This window comes from Peribacillus sp. P4_D6 (genome assembly GCF_056401795.1).
The window spans coordinates 1-15,819 of the sequence record NZ_JBFUIQ010000091.1 but is presented as its reverse complement, the minus strand read 5'-3'; the positions used below and the strand labels follow the sequence as shown (position 1 = coordinate 15,819).

At 41.5% G+C, this 15,819-nt stretch carries 17 protein-coding genes and 2 other annotated features; of the genes, 14 read left to right on the top strand and 3 right to left on the bottom strand.

The window, feature by feature from the left end; all coding sequences use genetic code 11:
• Window positions 1-283: 283 nt before the first annotated feature.
• Both AC1DVB_RS20100 and AC1DVB_RS20095 read left to right on the top strand, forming a co-directional pair.
• Window positions 284-541 carry a hypothetical protein gene (locus AC1DVB_RS20100; RefSeq protein WP_306804763.1) on the top strand — a complete coding sequence of 86 codons (258 nt, stop codon included), beginning with the start codon at window positions 284-286 and terminating at the stop codon, window positions 539-541.
• Between the two features lie 44 nt (window positions 542-585).
• Window positions 586-1,413, top strand: a complete 828-nt coding sequence (locus AC1DVB_RS20095; protein WP_095680024.1) for a polysaccharide deacetylase family protein — start codon at window positions 586-588, stop codon at window positions 1,411-1,413.
• A 26-nt stretch (window positions 1,414-1,439) separates the two neighbouring features.
• On the opposite strand, the gene AC1DVB_RS20090 is transcribed toward AC1DVB_RS20095, so the two are convergent.
• The gene (locus tag AC1DVB_RS20090; protein ID WP_057279026.1) at window positions 1,440-1,874 is read right to left on the bottom strand and encodes a DUF1885 family protein; all 435 of its coding nucleotides are present in this window, start codon (window positions 1,872-1,874) and stop codon (window positions 1,440-1,442) included.
• 585 nt (window positions 1,875-2,459) lie between these two features.
• Here AC1DVB_RS20090 and AC1DVB_RS20085 point away from each other — a divergent pair.
• Window positions 2,460-2,585, top strand: coding sequence for a GapA-binding peptide SR1P (locus tag AC1DVB_RS20085; protein ID WP_081108747.1), 126 nt, complete (start codon window positions 2,460-2,462; stop codon window positions 2,583-2,585).
• Window positions 2,586-2,727: 142 nt separating this feature from the next.
• On the opposite strand, the gene AC1DVB_RS20080 is transcribed toward AC1DVB_RS20085, so the two are convergent.
• Window positions 2,728-4,185 carry an aminotransferase class I/II-fold pyridoxal phosphate-dependent enzyme gene (locus AC1DVB_RS20080; protein ID WP_063576939.1) on the bottom strand — a complete coding sequence of 486 codons (1,458 nt, stop codon included), beginning with the start codon at window positions 4,183-4,185 and terminating at the stop codon, window positions 2,728-2,730.
• A 411-nt stretch (window positions 4,186-4,596) separates the two neighbouring features.
• Here AC1DVB_RS20080 and AC1DVB_RS20075 point away from each other — a divergent pair, with 411 nt between their 5' ends.
• The 9 genes from AC1DVB_RS20075 (at window position 4,597) to trpA (ending at window position 13,053) form a co-directional block, all read left to right on the top strand.
• Window positions 4,597-5,556, top strand: a complete 960-nt coding sequence (locus AC1DVB_RS20075; RefSeq protein WP_057279028.1) for an NAD(P)H-dependent flavin oxidoreductase — start codon at window positions 4,597-4,599, stop codon at window positions 5,554-5,556.
• A gap of 57 nt (window positions 5,557-5,613) precedes the next feature.
• On the top strand, window positions 5,614-5,889 hold the full coding sequence (locus AC1DVB_RS20070) for a UPF0223 family protein (RefSeq protein WP_048687073.1): 276 nt from the start codon (window positions 5,614-5,616) through the stop codon (window positions 5,887-5,889).
• 69 nt (window positions 5,890-5,958) lie between these two features.
• Window positions 5,959-6,189, top strand: a binding site (T-box leader).
• 36 nt (window positions 6,190-6,225) lie between these two features.
• Window positions 6,226-6,461, top strand: a binding site (T-box leader).
• A 162-nt stretch (window positions 6,462-6,623) separates the two neighbouring features.
• Complete coding sequence (gene trpE, locus AC1DVB_RS20065) at window positions 6,624-8,018, top strand: anthranilate synthase component I (RefSeq protein ID WP_477590638.1); 1,395 nt, start codon at window positions 6,624-6,626, stop codon at window positions 8,016-8,018.
• A complete protein-coding gene (locus AC1DVB_RS20060) occupies window positions 8,015-8,620 on the top strand; it encodes an anthranilate synthase component II (RefSeq protein ID WP_057279030.1) in 606 nt (201 codons plus the stop codon). Before trpE ends, AC1DVB_RS20060 begins: the two co-directional genes overlap by 4 nt.
• Before the next feature lie 27 nt (window positions 8,621-8,647).
• Window positions 8,648-9,670 (top strand): anthranilate phosphoribosyltransferase, encoded by a 1,023-nt coding sequence (gene trpD / locus AC1DVB_RS20055; RefSeq protein ID WP_048687068.1) that lies wholly within the window; start codon window positions 8,648-8,650, stop codon window positions 9,668-9,670.
• A complete protein-coding gene (trpC, locus tag AC1DVB_RS20050) occupies window positions 9,670-10,446 on the top strand; it encodes an indole-3-glycerol phosphate synthase TrpC (protein WP_057279031.1) in 777 nt (258 codons plus the stop codon). Before trpD ends, trpC begins: the two co-directional genes overlap by 1 nt.
• Window positions 10,447-10,456: 10 nt before the next feature.
• Window positions 10,457-11,071, top strand: coding sequence for a phosphoribosylanthranilate isomerase (locus AC1DVB_RS20045; RefSeq protein ID WP_057279032.1), 615 nt, complete (start codon window positions 10,457-10,459; stop codon window positions 11,069-11,071).
• A 4-nt stretch (window positions 11,072-11,075) separates the two neighbouring features.
• Complete coding sequence (gene trpB / locus AC1DVB_RS20040) at window positions 11,076-12,281, top strand: tryptophan synthase subunit beta (RefSeq protein WP_477590635.1); 1,206 nt, start codon at window positions 11,076-11,078, stop codon at window positions 12,279-12,281.
• A complete protein-coding gene (trpA, locus tag AC1DVB_RS20035) occupies window positions 12,274-13,053 on the top strand; it encodes a tryptophan synthase subunit alpha (protein WP_057279034.1) in 780 nt (259 codons plus the stop codon). Before trpB ends, trpA begins: the two co-directional genes overlap by 8 nt.
• Window positions 13,054-13,307: 254 nt before the next feature.
• On the opposite strand, the gene AC1DVB_RS20030 is transcribed toward trpA, so the two are convergent.
• Window positions 13,308-13,928 (bottom strand): YktB family protein, encoded by a 621-nt coding sequence (locus AC1DVB_RS20030; protein WP_057278472.1) that lies wholly within the window; start codon window positions 13,926-13,928, stop codon window positions 13,308-13,310.
• Window positions 13,929-14,122: 194 nt separating this feature from the next.
• Between AC1DVB_RS20030 and AC1DVB_RS20025 the strand changes: the two genes are divergently transcribed.
• Window positions 14,123-14,320, top strand: a complete 198-nt coding sequence (locus AC1DVB_RS20025) for a hypothetical protein (protein ID WP_034314018.1) — start codon at window positions 14,123-14,125, stop codon at window positions 14,318-14,320.
• A 392-nt stretch (window positions 14,321-14,712) separates the two neighbouring features.
• Complete coding sequence (locus tag AC1DVB_RS20020) at window positions 14,713-15,516, top strand: inositol monophosphatase family protein (protein WP_057278471.1); 804 nt, start codon at window positions 14,713-14,715, stop codon at window positions 15,514-15,516.
• Window positions 15,517-15,819: the final 303 nt, after the last annotated feature.

Sequence of the window (15,819 nt, the reverse complement as noted above, 5' to 3'; positions counted from 1 at the left end):
CCGAACCCCTTTTGTCTACAAACTGAGCGTACTGCAAAATGCAGTACGCTTTTTTTATTGGCCGGATTAAAAAAATGAAGGATGACTCCCCATTCATGAATTTCTTCTCACTAGTTAAATGAAATGGACAAAAAGGGCATAAGCTATAAAAAGGACTTCTTACTTTTTTCCTTGAAAGGGTTTGAAAAAGGCCATAAAGGATAAAAAATAAGATGAGCGATTTGTTAAAGAATATTTTTTGCCAATAAAAAGATCATGGCTGATATATTCATATTAAAATGGGGTGGATCACTTGAAAAATTATCTGGTAATCCTCTTTCAACTAATCGTTTGGAGCGGGTATACATTAGTTGAATGGCTGTCTGTTAACGATCGATTCGTTTTCAAAGTATTCATGTTTCTGGTCTTTTCTTATCTAGCCATTTACATTGGTAAAATGATTTTAAAATCCAATAGACGAACCATGCTTGTTACCGTGATAAGTCTATTATGTTACGGGATTTTGCAAATCCTTTTGGAAACGCTGGTACCCGTATATTGAATTTTTACGTAAGCTTCGATGACATATAAAACCACGGAGGTATCATGTTTAACAAAGTAGTGGCATTATTTACATTAGTATCATTTTTATTGATGGCTTGTAATGACCCGAGTTCCGATCAAACTGAAAATGAGAATGAAAAAAGTGTCGAAACGACGACAACGGTCCAAGATGAAATTCAGCAAGAGAAAGATTTGGAAACAGAAACGTCACAAACGATTGGCGAAGGGAATGTAAAGGCAGAATATCGGGTGGATAAAGAGAATTGGTCATTTAAACCGATTGGGGATGCAAATCCGAAAGTTGTGTTGTTGACATTTGATGATGCACCTGATAAATATTCCCTGGCAATCGCCCAAACCCTGAAGCGACTAGAAGTACCTGCGATATTTTTCGTGAACGGTCACTTTCTTGAAAATGATGAAAATAAAGCGATGCTGAAAGAAATTCATGAAATGGGTTTTTCCATAGGAAATCATACGTATTCCCATGTAAATTTAAAAGAGTTGAACGAAAAGGAACAAGAGCGGGAAATCGTAAAATTGAACAATTTGGTTGAGGGAATAATAGGGGTACGCCCTAAGTACTTCAGGGCGCCATTTGGTTCGAATACCGAGCATTCAAAAAAAGTCGCTGAGAAAGAAAAAATGTTGGTCATGAATTGGACTTACGGCTATGACTGGGAAAAAGAGTATCAAGATAAAAAAGCTTTAACGGAAATCATGTTGAACAGCCCTTATTTGGGAAATGGGGCGAACTTACTGATGCATGACCGGAAATGGACGAGTGAAGCGATAGAGGATATCGTGAAAGGTTTTCAAAAGAAAGGCTATGAGTTCCTTGATCCAAAATTAATTGAAACGCCTGCATGAGCCAATTTCGGCATTCGCAGGTTTTTTTATTTCCTTGGATAATAATACATCACCCGTTTATTGAAGAGATGCAGCTGCGCCCGTAATTTCTTTGCAAGGAATTTGCACAATTCATTAGCTTTTCCCTTATCACCGAAAGTTGCTGTTTCAGGGAGGGTGAATTGGATATAGGATTGGATCCGATCTGATCCATCTTCATCCTTTACGACTTCTTGGTCAACTCCTATCAATATCATGTGATATCGATCTTCTTTGGCTTGGAGATATATGGCCTTATCCTTCATTCTTTCCGGTTCTTTCATTTCATAAGGAAATGCTTTCTTATCATAGTCCCAATCCAATTGCTTTCCGGTTTTCGCTGTAATCATTTGATAATAGTTCAGCAATTCTTTCACGTCTTCGATGGTTACAGTTCCTTTCACGGACTCGGGAACGAGTTTGATATAGGCATTTTCAGACATGTGGATCCCCCTTCAATCGATAAGATGTAAGAATATTTTAACATTTTATGGATGTATTATATACCTATCTATATGTAAATGAAAAGGCGAAATTCCTTTTTCACCTTGCCATCCCAAAGCAAGGAGTGTGATGCACTGAGTCCAGGGCCCTTTATAAATAAATTCCCGTGTTTTAAAAAAGGCTGTTTTCGCATACTTTATTGCTATTTACCAAGTAGTGCGGTGTGGTTGATTTCCCCTCCAGATGCTCGCTTTCCTTGGTGCGGGCGGTGAGCCTCCTCGGCGTAAACGCCTGTGGGGGCTCACCTGTCCCGCTGCTCCCGCAGGAGTCTCGCACTTCCGCTCCAATCAACCTTAAATAGTTTCGTTTTAAAAACAACAATCTTTATGAAAAGAGCCTAAAAAAAGAATCAGTCTAACGAACGATTGGAATCCATTTCTTTCAACATGATCGTTCATTAAGTGAGAAAAAGTATATATGTTATACTTTTTAGCTTGAAATAATAAATGTGTTATATTATAATTCATTTAAAGCGGTTACATTATATCAATGATGCATACAATATAGGGGAAGGGGTTGTAAAAATGGGAACTATCGTATGTCAAACTTGCAATAGCACGATTGAACATTTTGAAGATGAGAAAGTAAGTGTATTATACACACACAATCACAACTGCCAATGCTGTGATACAGCTGCCTCTGAAAAATAAATGGAAAAAAGATTTCAAGATTAATAGAATGTAAGGGTGTTTCAGGGTTGTAACCTGAAGCACCCTTTTTATAGAAGCCAGTGCTTAATAATAAAAAGTTAAAAAAACCAGAGCAGTACTCTGCTCTGGTTTGATGGGATAATCAATTTTTTATGATGCGTAAATGTTTTATTTCTGGGTCCTCAGGGCCTTGAACCGGAAGTCCGGCCTCGATGTTTTTCCGGATGTAATTGATATTATCTTCAGTAATCAATTCTCCTGGAATGAAGATCGGAATTCCAGGCGGGTAAACCATGATGAATTCAGCGCTGATTTTGCCGACAGATTCCTCAATGGGAACCACTTCGGTTTCTGCATAAAATGCCTCCCTGGGTGATAAAGCCAGCGGTGGTGTATCAGGAAGCAGGACTTCGATCTTTTCATGTTCAGCCGCCATTTCCTTAAACTCATCCGCTAAGTCTCTAAGGGCAGCGATCAGCAGGTCCGCTTCTGTTTTTGTGTCTCCAGGTGTTATCAGGCAAAGGATATTGTACAAGTCGGAAAGTTCCACTTCGATATTATGCTTTTCACGAAGCCATTTCTCAACGTCGTATCCGGTAATATTCAATTCCTTGATGGATATGATCAATTTTGTCGGATCATAACTAAAGGCTGCCTCGCTCTCGAGAATTTCGCTGCCGACACAGTAAAGATAAGGAATCTCATTAACGGCCTCACGGATATACCCTGCGAGATTGATCGCTTCATCGATCATTTCCCTGCCTACTGTCGCAAGTTGTCTTCTAGCCGTATCCAGGGAAGCCAGAAGGATATAGGAGGTTGAGGTGGTTGTAAGCATGCTCAATATGGCTTGAACACGATTTGCGGAAACCAATCCAGTCTTAACATTCAATATGGAACTTCCCGTTAGTGAACCGCCCAGTTTATGAACACTAGTAGCAGCCATATCCGCTCCAGCCTGCATGGCTGACATCGGCAAGTCTTCATGGAAGTGTATATGGACACCATGTGCTTCATCTACGAGTACTGGGATTTGGTGGGAATGGGCAACTTCCACTATTTTTTGCAAATCAGCCGAAATGCCGAAATAGGTGGGATTGATGACAAGCAATCCTTTTGCATCGCTATGTTCCCTTAAAGTTTTTTCAACGGCATCAACGGTGATTCCGTGTGAAATGCCCAAATCTTTGTCTATTTCAGGATTGATGAAAATGGGAACAGCTCCGGAAAATACAATGGCAGACATTACGGATTTATGTACATTCCTTGGGACGATGATTTTGTCCCCAGGTCCGCAGACTGTCATGACCATCGTCATGATTGCTCCACTTGTTCCTTGAACGGAAAAGAATGTGTGATCTGCCCCAAAAGCTTCAGCGGCAAGATCCTGAGCTTGTTTGATGATCCCCTTTGGCTGATGGAGATCATCGAGTGGAGCGATATTGATTAAATCTATCGATAATGCATTTTCTCCAATGAAATTACGGAAATCAGCGTCCATTCCTTTTCCTTTTTTATGACCTGGAATATGAAATTGAACGGGATTTCTTTTTGCATGCTGCAATAAGGCAGTGTATAAGGGTGTTTCATTCTGTGACAATTCTTTGTGGCCCCTTTTCAGTAAAATAGGTACGAAATATGGGAGGTTTTACTCCCTTTCTATTAATGATCGTATGTTTCTCCGATTCCATTTGTATGGTTAGTAAGCTTGTGGATAGACATAAAACATATGAATTATAGCACGTCTTATAATAAATGCCTAGAGTGATTTAATGTCCTGACTTAAACAATTTATATATGTCTTTGTCTTTAAGGAGCCCAATAAAATTATCAGCAGTTTATAAATATCCATTTTTCTAGTATTAACTTGATTTACTCAAGAATTCTTCTTTTTTTATATTGTATGTGTGAGTTAAAAATTGAACGGGTAAACAATATTTGCCATAATGAAGCTAATGATTTGGATTCAGCTAAATAAACAATCCAGCAAATGAAAAGGGAGATGAGGAGTTTGAAGTGGGAAACGCGTGTGACCGATTTGTTAGGTATTCAATACCCAATTATACAGGGGGGATTGGCCCATTTAGCATATGCCGACCTGGCTGCGGCAGTGTCGAATGCAGGCGGGCTAGGGCAGGTGACGGCCATGTCCTTGGACACCCCGGAGCAGCTGATAGAAGAAATAAGAAAAACAAAATCATTGACGGATAAACCGTTTGGTGTGAACTTTGCGATCGGCCAGCATGGGAGGCCTTATGAACACATGCTTGAAGCAGCCTTGAAAGAGGGAATTGCAGCTGTTTCCGTAACCGGCGGCAACCCTGGCCCTTTTCTTGATTACGTTAAAGGCACTCAAGTGAAAAAACTGGTGCTTGTTGCTGCAAGAAGGCAGGCAATGAAGGCTGAACAGCTTGGTGCAGATGCAGTGATGGTAGTTGGTCATGAGGGCGGAGGACATTTAGGGCGTGATGATATTGGGACCTCCGTGTTAATTCCTCAAGTTGTGGACTCCGTTAAAATTCCAGTCATCGCGTCTGGAGGTTTTGGCGATGGACGAGGTTTGATGGCAGCGTTGGCGCTTGGTGCCGAAGGAATCGAGATGGGAACACGTTTCATAGCTGTCAAGGAGTGTGTTCATGCACATGAATTATATAAAAATGCCTTGGTTTCCGGCACGGAAAATGATACCGTTATCATCAAGCGGTCCATTGGTGCACCAGCCAGGGTAATTGCAAACAGTTGGACCGATAAGATTCTTGATATTGAAAAAGAAAACGGCGGATATGAACAATTGAAGGAATACATAAGTGGAAAAGCGAATCAGCGTTATATTCATGACGGTGTCGAGGGTGAAGGCTTTGCCTGGGCTGGACAAGTGATGGGGCTGATTCATGATGTACCATCGACTGCTGAACTATTCAGTCGGATTATCGACCAGGCGGAAGCAATTCGTTCAAAATGGGCAGACTGATGATGCATGGTCCGCCGGACAACATGAAAAACTATCTAGAAGGAGCGTGTTTAGGATATGGATTATCAATATCCAATGGATCTTGATTGGTCTACTGACGAAATCGTAGATGTGATTAAATTCTTTGAAGCAGTAGAAAAGGCTTATGAAAATAAGATACAAAAGGAAGAATTCATGAAGGCTTACCGAAGATTCAAGGAAATAGTCCCCGGCAAGGCGGATGAAAAAAAGTATACGGATGAGTTCGAGTCAGTCAGCACCTATTCAGCCTATCTTGTCATTAAGAAGGCAAAAGGAATCGATGACGGGGAATGGATAAAAATGAAACATTAAAAATATAATTTTTCGAAAACTCCATTGACTTACTGAAAAGATTGTTTTAACATAATAATCAAGAAAAAGATAAAGGCAGTGACGAAGAAGAGTACCTTAATGATGTTCTGCAGAGAGCCAGTGGTTGCTGAAAACTGGTGAACGAAATTAAGCGAATGGACTTCCGAGCCCCAAACCGAAACGGATGAACGGAGTAGGCTTTGGCGATTATCTCATCGTTAATGGAGATAGGCATGTTAATGCCGTAAAGTGAGCTAATTTAGCTAATTAAGGTGGTACCACGGGTTCCTCGTCCTTTGGATGAGGGCCCTTTTTGCGTTTTTTTTGAAAATGATAATTAAATCTATGAATGAGAGTAGTAATCTTTTTAGATGCGTCACAGAGAGCCGGAATAGGTGGAAACCGGTACGATATAAGAAGATGAATGGACTTATGAGTGGTTTCTTGAAAATAAGTAGGGAAACTCGGCTGCCACCGTTAAAGGGTAATCGCAAGAATTCAATTCTTGCTTGAGAGGGAAAAATGATGCATTTTTCCAACTTGAGGTGGCACCGCGGTATACCGTCCTCTGCAGACACATATTTGTGTTTGCAGGGGATTTTTTTATTGGAATTTCAATATATATACCTTTTAAAGAAAATATCCAGAGGAAATGAAGACCTGGTCATTTGRCCAAAAGGGTTTTCCCTCCGGGGGATTATAAGAGCGCATAAGAATCGGGAGGGAATCAAGAGATGAATAATTTGGATGAAAAAAAAGTACTCCGTTTCAAAATGGATACAATTGAAGGGGATATCCATACACCCATTGCCATATTTCAGAAATTAGATGGTGACCAGAAGTTTTTATTGGAAAGTTCGAATTCGCATCATGACAACGGCCGCTACTCATATCTAGGTTCAAAACCTTATTTGGAGGTGACATCGCTTGCTGACCGAGTAAATGTGAAAGACATTGAAACAGGTGATCAAATCGTTAAGGACATCAATATCATCGAGTTTCTAAAAAAAGAATTATTAGTGGAAATAGAAGAGGTTCCCACACATCTTCCGCCATTTAACGGTGGCGCAATCGGATATATGGGCTATGATATCATTCGTCTTTATGAAAATATTGGTCCGGTTCCTCCTGATTCATTGCAAATGCCTGATGCTCACTTTCTTTTTTATAAAGAACTGTATATATTCGATCATGTTCTGCAGAAGATCCATCTTTTGACTGCTGAAGAAGATAGTGAAAAAAGTTTATTGGGAATGAAGGATAAAATAAATCAGGCAAGCAAGCCGTCAAAGGAAATATCGTCGGAATATTTGGAATTCAATTCKAATTTCAGTCAGGATGAATTCGAGAAAATGGTCCTTGAAGCTAAATCGGCGATCATAGCTGGTGAAGTGTTCCAAGTTGTTTTATCACAAAGGTTTAAAGCGGACTTTGATGGGGAGCCTTTCGACGCCTATCGTCGTTTGCGATTAGCCAACCCCTCTCCTTATATGTTTTATATAGAATTTGGTGAATATACAATCATTGGGTCTTCTCCAGAAAGTTTAATCAGTGTTTMATCAGGAATGGTTCATGTTAATCCCATTGCCGGCACAAGGCCGAGAGGGAAAACGGATGAAGAAGATAAGGGCTTCGAAAAAAGCCTGCTGATGGATGAGAAGGAACTTGCCGAGCATAAGATGCTAGTTGATTTAGGTAGAAATGATCTTGGCAGGGTTTGCGAAATCGGTTCAATCCACCTTACCGAGGAAATGGAAATTCAAAGATATCAGCATGTCATGCATATTGCTTCGAAGGTTAGCGGAAAGCTTAGGGAAGGGTACACGAGTTTAGATGCACTGACGGTCTGCCTTCCTGCCGGAACAGTTTCAGGTGCTCCTAAAATCAGGGCAATGGAGCTGATTAATGAACTGGAAAATTGTAAACGGGGGATGTATTCGGGCTCGATAGGCTACATAGGTTTTGGAGGGGATCTTGATATGGCTTTAGCCATTCGGACGATGATCATTAAAGGTGGCAAGGCCTATGTACAGGCAGGGGCTGGAATCGTATATGATTCAGATCCAAAAACGGAATATGAAGAAACACAAAATAAAGCACGCGCTTTAATGGAGGTTCACACTAGATGATTTTATTAATTGATAACTATGACTCGTTCACATACAACCTTTATCAATATTTAGGTGAAGTGGAAAAAGAAATCGTAGTAAAAAGGAATGACGAAATCACCCTTGCGGAAATTGAGGAACTGAATCCAATGGCAATCGTCATTTCCCCGGGACCGGGCAGGCCCGAAGATGCTGGAATCAGTATGGAGATCATCCGCAATTTTTATGAGAAGGTTCCGCTATTAGGCATTTGTTTGGGGCACCAGGCCATTGGGGCGGTTTTTGGAGCGAATGTTGTTGGGGCGAAACAAATCATGCATGGAAAAACATCGGTAATCGAACACGATGGAACAGGCGTTTTTGCCAAACAGGACTTACAATTCCCGGTAATGCGCTACCATTCCCTTGTGGTTGAAAGGGCGAGTTTGCCAGAAGAACTGAATGTGACGGCAGTGGCACTGGATGATGGGGAAATCATGGCCCTTAAACATCAGGAATTCCCTCTCTACGGTTTACAGTTCCACCCTGAATCAATAGGGACGAAAATCGGCAAGGAATTATTACATCAATTTTATGAGATTGCCGGTACCTTTCAATCAGAGAAGGAGCAATCCATTCTATAAAACAAAAAACGACTGGGGGAGTTAGCGGTGAAGGAGTATTTAGCGAAGTTAGCAGAGCGTCAAACATTGACGGAAGAAGAGATGAGCAGAGCAGCCCAATCGTTATTTTCTAAAGATATCTCCGAAAGCGAGATGGCAGCATTCATCATTGCCTTAAAAGCCAAAGGGGAAACGGCAGGTGAAATAGCAAGCCTTGTCAGAGTCATGAGAAAGGAAGCGAGAAGTGTACAAACAAGCTCCCTTAATGTAATGGATAATTGCGGAACGGGAGGAGATGGATCACAAAGCTTCAATATAAGCACAGCATCGGCCTTCGTGCTTGCTGGGGCCGGTGTCAAGGTTGCCAAACATGGAAATCGCAGCATTTCAAGCAAAACGGGAAGTGCGGATGTATTGGAAGCATTAGGCGTTAATTTGTACTTGGAGCCTGACATGTTAAAGGAACTGTTGGAGGAAAATGGGATCACATTCTTATTTGCCCCATCTGTTCACCCTAATATTGCAAGGATAATGAAAGTGAGAAAAGAACTGAAAATCCCGACGATATTTAATCTTATCGGTCCTCTGACAAATCCAGTCCAGCTCGACACGCAATTAATGGGAATCAATCGACGCGATATGCTTGAGCTTTTTGCGGAAGTCCTGCATAAATTGGGCAGAAAACGCGCAGTCGTGATAAATGGTGCCGGGTTCATGGATGAAGCGAGCCTGCAGGGTGAAAACTCACTCGTCCTTTTGGAGCAAGGAGATATTATCCCATTTACGCTGCATCCTGAAGAAGTGGATCTGCCGGTTTACGGAAATGATGCCATCCGTGGTGGTGACGCCAAACAAAATGCCGATATCATGCTTAGGCTTCTCAAAGGGGAAAAAGGTGCATATCGTGATACCGTTTTATTAAATGCCGGATTGGGATTATACGCACATGGTACGGCAGCAACGATCAAAAAAGGAATCTCCATGGCCAAAGAAAGCATTGATAGCGGATCGGCTCTTGCAAAGTTAGAAAATCTGATTGCTTATGGCAATAGAAATAAGGTGGTCATGTAATGGAAAATATCTTAACGAAAATCATCGAACAGAAAAAGGTGGAAGTCGCAAAATTAAAAGAAAGGGCCTTAGATGATTCGGTCATGATCAACATAGTCAGACCATCTTTGGTGGAAAATTTGAAAACGGCTAAATCGATGGCGGTCATCGCGGAAATAAAACGGGCTTCCCCTTCAAAGGGGGACATTAAAATCAATGTAAATCCGATCGAGCAGGCCCTTTCATATGAAAGTGGCGGAGCTGCAGCGATATCCGTATTGACGGATGAGGTTTTCTTTAAAGGATCCATTGCAGATTTGAGAAACGTAAGCGAGGCTATACAAATTCCCAGGTTGTGCAAAGATTTCATCATCGATGAAATCCAAATCGATCGGGCCCATAGAGCAGGTGCGACTATCATTCTATTGATTGTGGCAGCACTTTCTAAAAAACGCCTTCATGAATTATATCAATATGCAAAAAAGAAAGGGCTTGAAGTATTGACGGAAGTCCATGATGAAGCCGAACTGGAACGTGCTCTAGAGCTGAATGCAGAGCTCATAGGGATTAACAATCGGAATTTAAAAACCTTCAAAGTGGATTTGGCTGTAACGGAACGACTGGCGAAGTTGCTTGATCCCAAACGCCATATCATTATCAGTGAAAGTGGGATCAAAACAAAAGAAGATGTGATGCGTGTAAAGGATGCTGGTGCAAAAGCGGTTTTGGTCGGGGAGACACTCATGACTGCATCAAATCTTCCGCACAAGATGGCCGAACTGCAAATGAGTATATAAGGAGATTAATATGTTAGTGAAAATCTGTGGGATAAAGACTTTGGCAGCTGCTCAGACTGCTGTTAGTACCGGAGCAGACTTCATTGGTTTCATTTTTGCCGAGAGCAGCAGGAAGGTTGAGCCGGAGATAGTAGGAGATTTCGGAGCGAATCTAGCTGGTCATGTTAAAAAGGTCGGAGTGTTTGCCAATCAAACTGAACAAGAAGTGATAAAAAGTGCTGAAATTGCGGGATTGGATTATATTCAGCTTCATGGTAACGAGTCTGCCAGCTTTGCCCGCAGAATGCCCCTGCCGGTGATCAAGGCCTTTGCCATMCATTCAGAGAAAGACCTTGAAAACCTGCATGAATACCCAGCGGATTATCTATTGGTCGATCTTCCTAAGAGCGCATCCGGCAAGGGATTGACTCTGGATTGGGATATGATTCGAAAAGCTGATCTGCCACTGGAGAAGGTAATTCTAGCTGGTGGGCTGACTCCGGAAAATGTCGGAAAAGCGATTAATGCCGTTTCACCATTCGCAGTTGACGTAGCAAGCGGTGTTGAAACAAACGGATTAAAAGATGCTGTAAAAATGAAAGCATTTATCAATGAGGCAAAAAATACAGCCGGAAAAGAGGAATGAATAGATGAATACTTATACACAGCCTGATAAAACTGGACATTTTGGAGCATATGGAGGCCGCTTCGTTCCAGAAACTTTAATGGCGGCGATTACGGAGCTTGAAGAAGTATATGAACAATCTAAAAATGATCCAGAATTCCAAAGGCAGCTAAGTTATTACCTGAAACAATATATCGGTCGGGAAACACCTCTTTATTTTGCGGAGAACTTAACGAGACTGGCTGGCGGTGCAGATATTTATCTGAAGCGCGAAGACTTGAATCATACCGGAGCCCACAAAATAAATAATACGATCGGCCAGGCTTTGCTGACTCAGAAAATGGGCAAGAAAAAAGTGATTGCCGAAACGGGTGCAGGACAGCACGGGGTTGCAACGGCGACTGTGTGTGCTTTGCTGAAGCTGGAATGCATCATCTTTATGGGAGAAGAAGATATCAGGAGACAGAAATTGAATGTATTCAGGATGGAGCTTTTGGGAGCCAAGGTCATATCTGTATCACAAGGAAGCGGGACACTGAAGGATGCAGTAAATGAAGCGTTACGGTATTGGGTGGCTAATGTGGATKACACCCATTATATAATGGGATCAGTTCTTGGTCCGCACCCATTCCCCGTTATTGTCCGTGATTTTCAAAGCGTGATAGGGAATGAAACAAAACGTCAATATTCTGAGGCGGTTCATTCCCTGCCGGATGCAGTAGTCGCATGTATAGGCGGAGGAAGTAATGCAATGGGGATGTTTTATCCCTTCATTGAGGATGAAACGGTAAAGTTATACGGAGTGGAAGCGGCAGGGCATGGACTTAATACACCTTTGCATGCTTCAAGTTTGACGAAAGGGAAACCTGGGGTGCTCCACGGGGCATTCATGTATGTTTTGCAGAACGAGGACGGTCAGATCCAGGAGGCACATTCTATTTCGGCAGGGCTGGATTATCCAGGGGTAGGGCCTGAACATAGTTACTTAAAAGATACGAATCGGGTGGAATATACTTCAGTAACCGATGAAGAAGCCTTGGAAGCCCTAGCGATGCTGTCAAGGGAGGAGGGGATCATCCCCGCTTTAGAAAGTTCACATGCCATTTCCTATGGTTTAAAGCTTGCTAAAGAAATGGAGAAAGGAACAGGACTGGTGATTTGCCTGTCCGGCCGTGGTGATAAGGATGTTGAAACGGTCCAATCATTGATGGGGGGTAGTGAACATGAATAAATTAACAAATGCGCTTGAAGAATGCCAAACAAAGCAGGAAAAAGCATTCATACCATATATCATGGCAGGTGATGGAGGTCTTGATCGGTTAAAGAGCCAGCTTCTTTTCCTTGAAAACAGCGGGGCGACTGCCGTTGAACTAGGAATACCTTTCTCTGACCCTGTCGCTGATGGACCCGTTATCCAACAAGCTGGAATCCGTTCTTTGAAAAATGGAACAACTTTAAAAGATGTCCTGAAAAAAGTAATGGAAATCAAAAATGATGTGAACATCCCCATTATTTTAATGGGATATACGAATTCAATCCTGGCTTATGGACTTAAAGAGTTTACGACTGACTGTCTTCAAGCAGGAATTTCCGGGTGCATCATCCCCGATTTACCGATTGAAGAAGAAGCCATCTTTTCATCAATCAAAACTGCAGGGATCGTTCTTATCCGACTTGTGACACTCACGTCTCCGCAAGAGCGCATCACTGAGATAACCGCAGGGGCGGAGGGCTTCATCTACGCAGTTACAGTCAAAGGCATCACAGGTGCCCGTGATGCCTTCGGAGAAGAACTTGGAGGCTATTTAAAGAAAGTAAAAGAGATAAGTCCGGTTCCCGTTCTTGCCGGGTTCGGCATATCGACTCCAGAACATATCCGTGATGCCATACAATACTGCGATGGAGTCATTGTCGGCAGCAAGATCATCGAATGCTTCGAGACAGGCAAGGAAGACCGAATTAGAGACTTGATTCAAGCAAGCAAAGGTTTAGTGCAAAAATAGGGATGGAGAGACTCCCAGGCTGCCCTTAGTTTATAGGCAAAAGGAGTTCTAATTTAAACATAGTTGATTGGGGCGGGTGTACGAGACTCTGGCGGAAAAGCGAGTCCTGGAGGCAACGGTCAAATTTTTAAAAACCTAAAAAAACTGTAGACAAACCCAATGATTATCGAGTTTGCCTACAGTCTGAGGAGAGCTCTTTGGCTCTCCTTTTATATTATCCAGTTATTGTTGGATCCGAATAGGAATCAATGTGTTTAATTTAATTGATATAAGGGTAAAAGATGTTCAAACGCATCTTGAATGGTTTCAATGAAATCATCATCTTTTAACTTAATAGCGTCATCACGGGAAATTTTTATACCGCATAGGATTTCTGCTTTCTTTACCGTTTGCAAACGGGTGAACATTGAATTCAAATCATCTACTCCAAGACCCTCATGAGGGATGACATCAGGTTTTGTATGGTCCATTGACCAAACATAATGGGAGGGAATGCTATTCACCAATCGGTCTGCCTGCTGCTCCAGATGCTTTCCGATTTCCATTTTATTAGGGGCTTCGTAAATGACGGCATACCAGATGAACATATGCGTTTCCCATAACCCGATTTGGAAATGCGGCATCATTTTATAACCTCTGCTATTGGCAGCAAAAGCAACCCATGTATCATTAGGGGGATTCACTGTCCGTCTAGCATGCTTTGCAACGTGAGGGTGCATTTCATCGCCGGTCATAACTGAGAGCTTTTGAGAAAAGTGCTCTCCTAGGGCTTGTAATTTAGGCTGGATCCGTTCTTTTAAAGCATCCATGCGCGGTTCCAATCCATTAATTTTAAAAACATCAAAATCATCTGCTGTAAAACTTGCTATATTCATTTTCATCTCTCCTACCGTAATATCTGCACATATTGTAGCATAAGTAAAAGTAAAATTTAAAAAATACGATTCAGGTTGGCAATGTAAAATTCCTTATAGGTTATAACAMAAATTAGTTGCTATTTGAGGTAGGAAGTCATATGATAATATAAATTCAGAAAATTACGTTAATTAACGAAGGGAGAATGTTAATTATGAAACAAGTCATGAACCAAGCATTAAAAGCTAAAGAAGTTGAAAGACATAGAGCTGCAGTGTTAAGAATGGAAATGGACTATGAATTAGCAACCCTTTTTGAAGCAATCGGTGAAGAGAATGACCAAAAGAGGTCACAATGCAAGCAAAGACTAGAACGAATCCGCTTGGAATTGTTGAAACTGAAAGCCTTGTAAATGATTGGCTGCAGAGACCTTGAAGGAGAATGAATTAAGGAAATGAATCAATTTCAATACAAGGAATTTTATTATAGATAACGGACACTTTATTTTATTAAAAAATAATGTGTCCGTTTTTCATTAAATGTCCAATATATATAAGGTGGAATTTCATTTGGTCTCGAGTCCCTTTAATAAGKAAGGGAAACGTCAAGTAAGGAGAATATTCTTGCTGGCTAAATCATGATTACGATTAATGGATGGGCAGTCAAGGAAACTTCTTTCCTCATCAGTTAAAAAAATGGAAAATTTAAGATGTTAAAAGCTTGAAGGCAAGCTATATTTGCTTTAATCTTTAAAAGAGGATCATTTTAATGTAGTTTCTGATCATAAAGGACGGGGATATTATAATGGCATCGGTCAAGGAAATGGATACATATGCGAAGTTATGGATGAAAGAAGCCGGTAATAGGCTAAGGGCGTCCTTCAAAACCAAGTTGAATATTGAAATGAAAACGAATCCGAATGATTTGGTAACTAATATGGATAAGGGGATAGAAAAGTTTTTTTGCGAAAAAATCGGCGAAGCTTTTCCAGAACACCGCATTTTTGGTGAAGAGGGAATGGGCAATGATATTAAAGACCTAAAAGGTACGGTGTGGATCATCGATCCAATTGATGGAACTTTGAACTTCATTCATCAACAGAGGAATTTTGCGATTTCTCTTGGGGTTTATGTGGATGGCATCGGAAAGATTGGCATGGTTTATGATGTCTTTAGTGATGAATTATATCATGCGATTAAGGGACAAGGAGCATTTCTGAATGATCAAAGGCTCCCATCTCTTGAAGAGGCATCGGTAAGCAAAGCGATCATTTCCATTAATGCAAGCTGGGTAACGGAAAACCGGAGGATCGACCCGAGTCTTTTGGCGCCGCTGGTCCGGGATGCAAGAGGAACACGTTCTTATGGCTCGGCAGCGTTGGAGCTGGCATTCGTGGCCGCTGGGAGGATTGATGCATACATAACCATGAGACTCATGCCTTGGGACTTTGCCGGGGGAGTTTTACTGGTCGAGGAAGTGGGCGGGGAAGTTAGTAATATGAAAGGTGACAAATTGGATTTTTTAAAAGGCGACTCACTTTTCGTATCAAAACCAGGGCTGCACAAAGAAATATTTGACAAATACTTATCAGGAAACTCCAGCCGTTAGTATCAAGGACTGATTGCGGCCATGATAAAAGTCCCGGATAGAAATAATTAACAAAAAAAAACTCGCTTTCTGCCAGCGAGTTTCAGTTTGTAGACAAAAGGGGTTCGGAATTAAAAAATTCTGAACCYCTTTTGAAATTCCCTTTGAATTTCCGCCTAAAGTTAAGAGATTGGGGCTCTACACGAGCCCACTATGTTAGGCCATTTTTGGACCTCGCCATGTCCAATTGGCCATCTTCTTTAAATTAATGGCAGCGAAAGTAAGCATCGCCTGCATCGACAATTTTTTAAGTCCCCTTAAAGT

Bases quoted from the DNA above. Each gene is read 5' to 3' on its own strand.
- AC1DVB_RS20095 (WP_095680024.1), top strand. From the start codon at position 586: ATGTTTAACAAAGTAGTGGCATTATTTACATTAGTATCATTTTTATTG.
- AC1DVB_RS20090 (WP_057279026.1), bottom strand. From the start codon at position 1,874: ATGTCTGAAAATGCCTATATCAAACTCGTTCCCGAGTCCGTGAAAGGA.
- AC1DVB_RS20085 (WP_081108747.1), top strand. From the start codon at position 2,460: ATGGGAACTATCGTATGTCAAACTTGCAATAGCACGATTGAACATTTT.
- AC1DVB_RS20070 (WP_048687073.1), top strand. From the start codon at position 5,614: ATGGATTATCAATATCCAATGGATCTTGATTGGTCTACTGACGAAATC.
- AC1DVB_RS20060 (WP_057279030.1), top strand. From the start codon at position 8,015: ATGATTTTATTAATTGATAACTATGACTCGTTCACATACAACCTTTAT.
- trpC (WP_057279031.1), top strand. From the start codon at position 9,670: ATGGAAAATATCTTAACGAAAATCATCGAACAGAAAAAGGTGGAAGTC.
- trpA (WP_057279034.1), top strand. From the start codon at position 12,274: ATGAATAAATTAACAAATGCGCTTGAAGAATGCCAAACAAAGCAGGAA.
- AC1DVB_RS20030 (WP_057278472.1), bottom strand. From the start codon at position 13,928: ATGAATATAGCAAGTTTTACAGCAGATGATTTTGATGTTTTTAAAATT.
- AC1DVB_RS20025 (WP_034314018.1), top strand. From the start codon at position 14,123: ATGAAACAAGTCATGAACCAAGCATTAAAAGCTAAAGAAGTTGAAAGA.
- AC1DVB_RS20020 (WP_057278471.1), top strand. From the start codon at position 14,713: ATGGCATCGGTCAAGGAAATGGATACATATGCGAAGTTATGGATGAAA.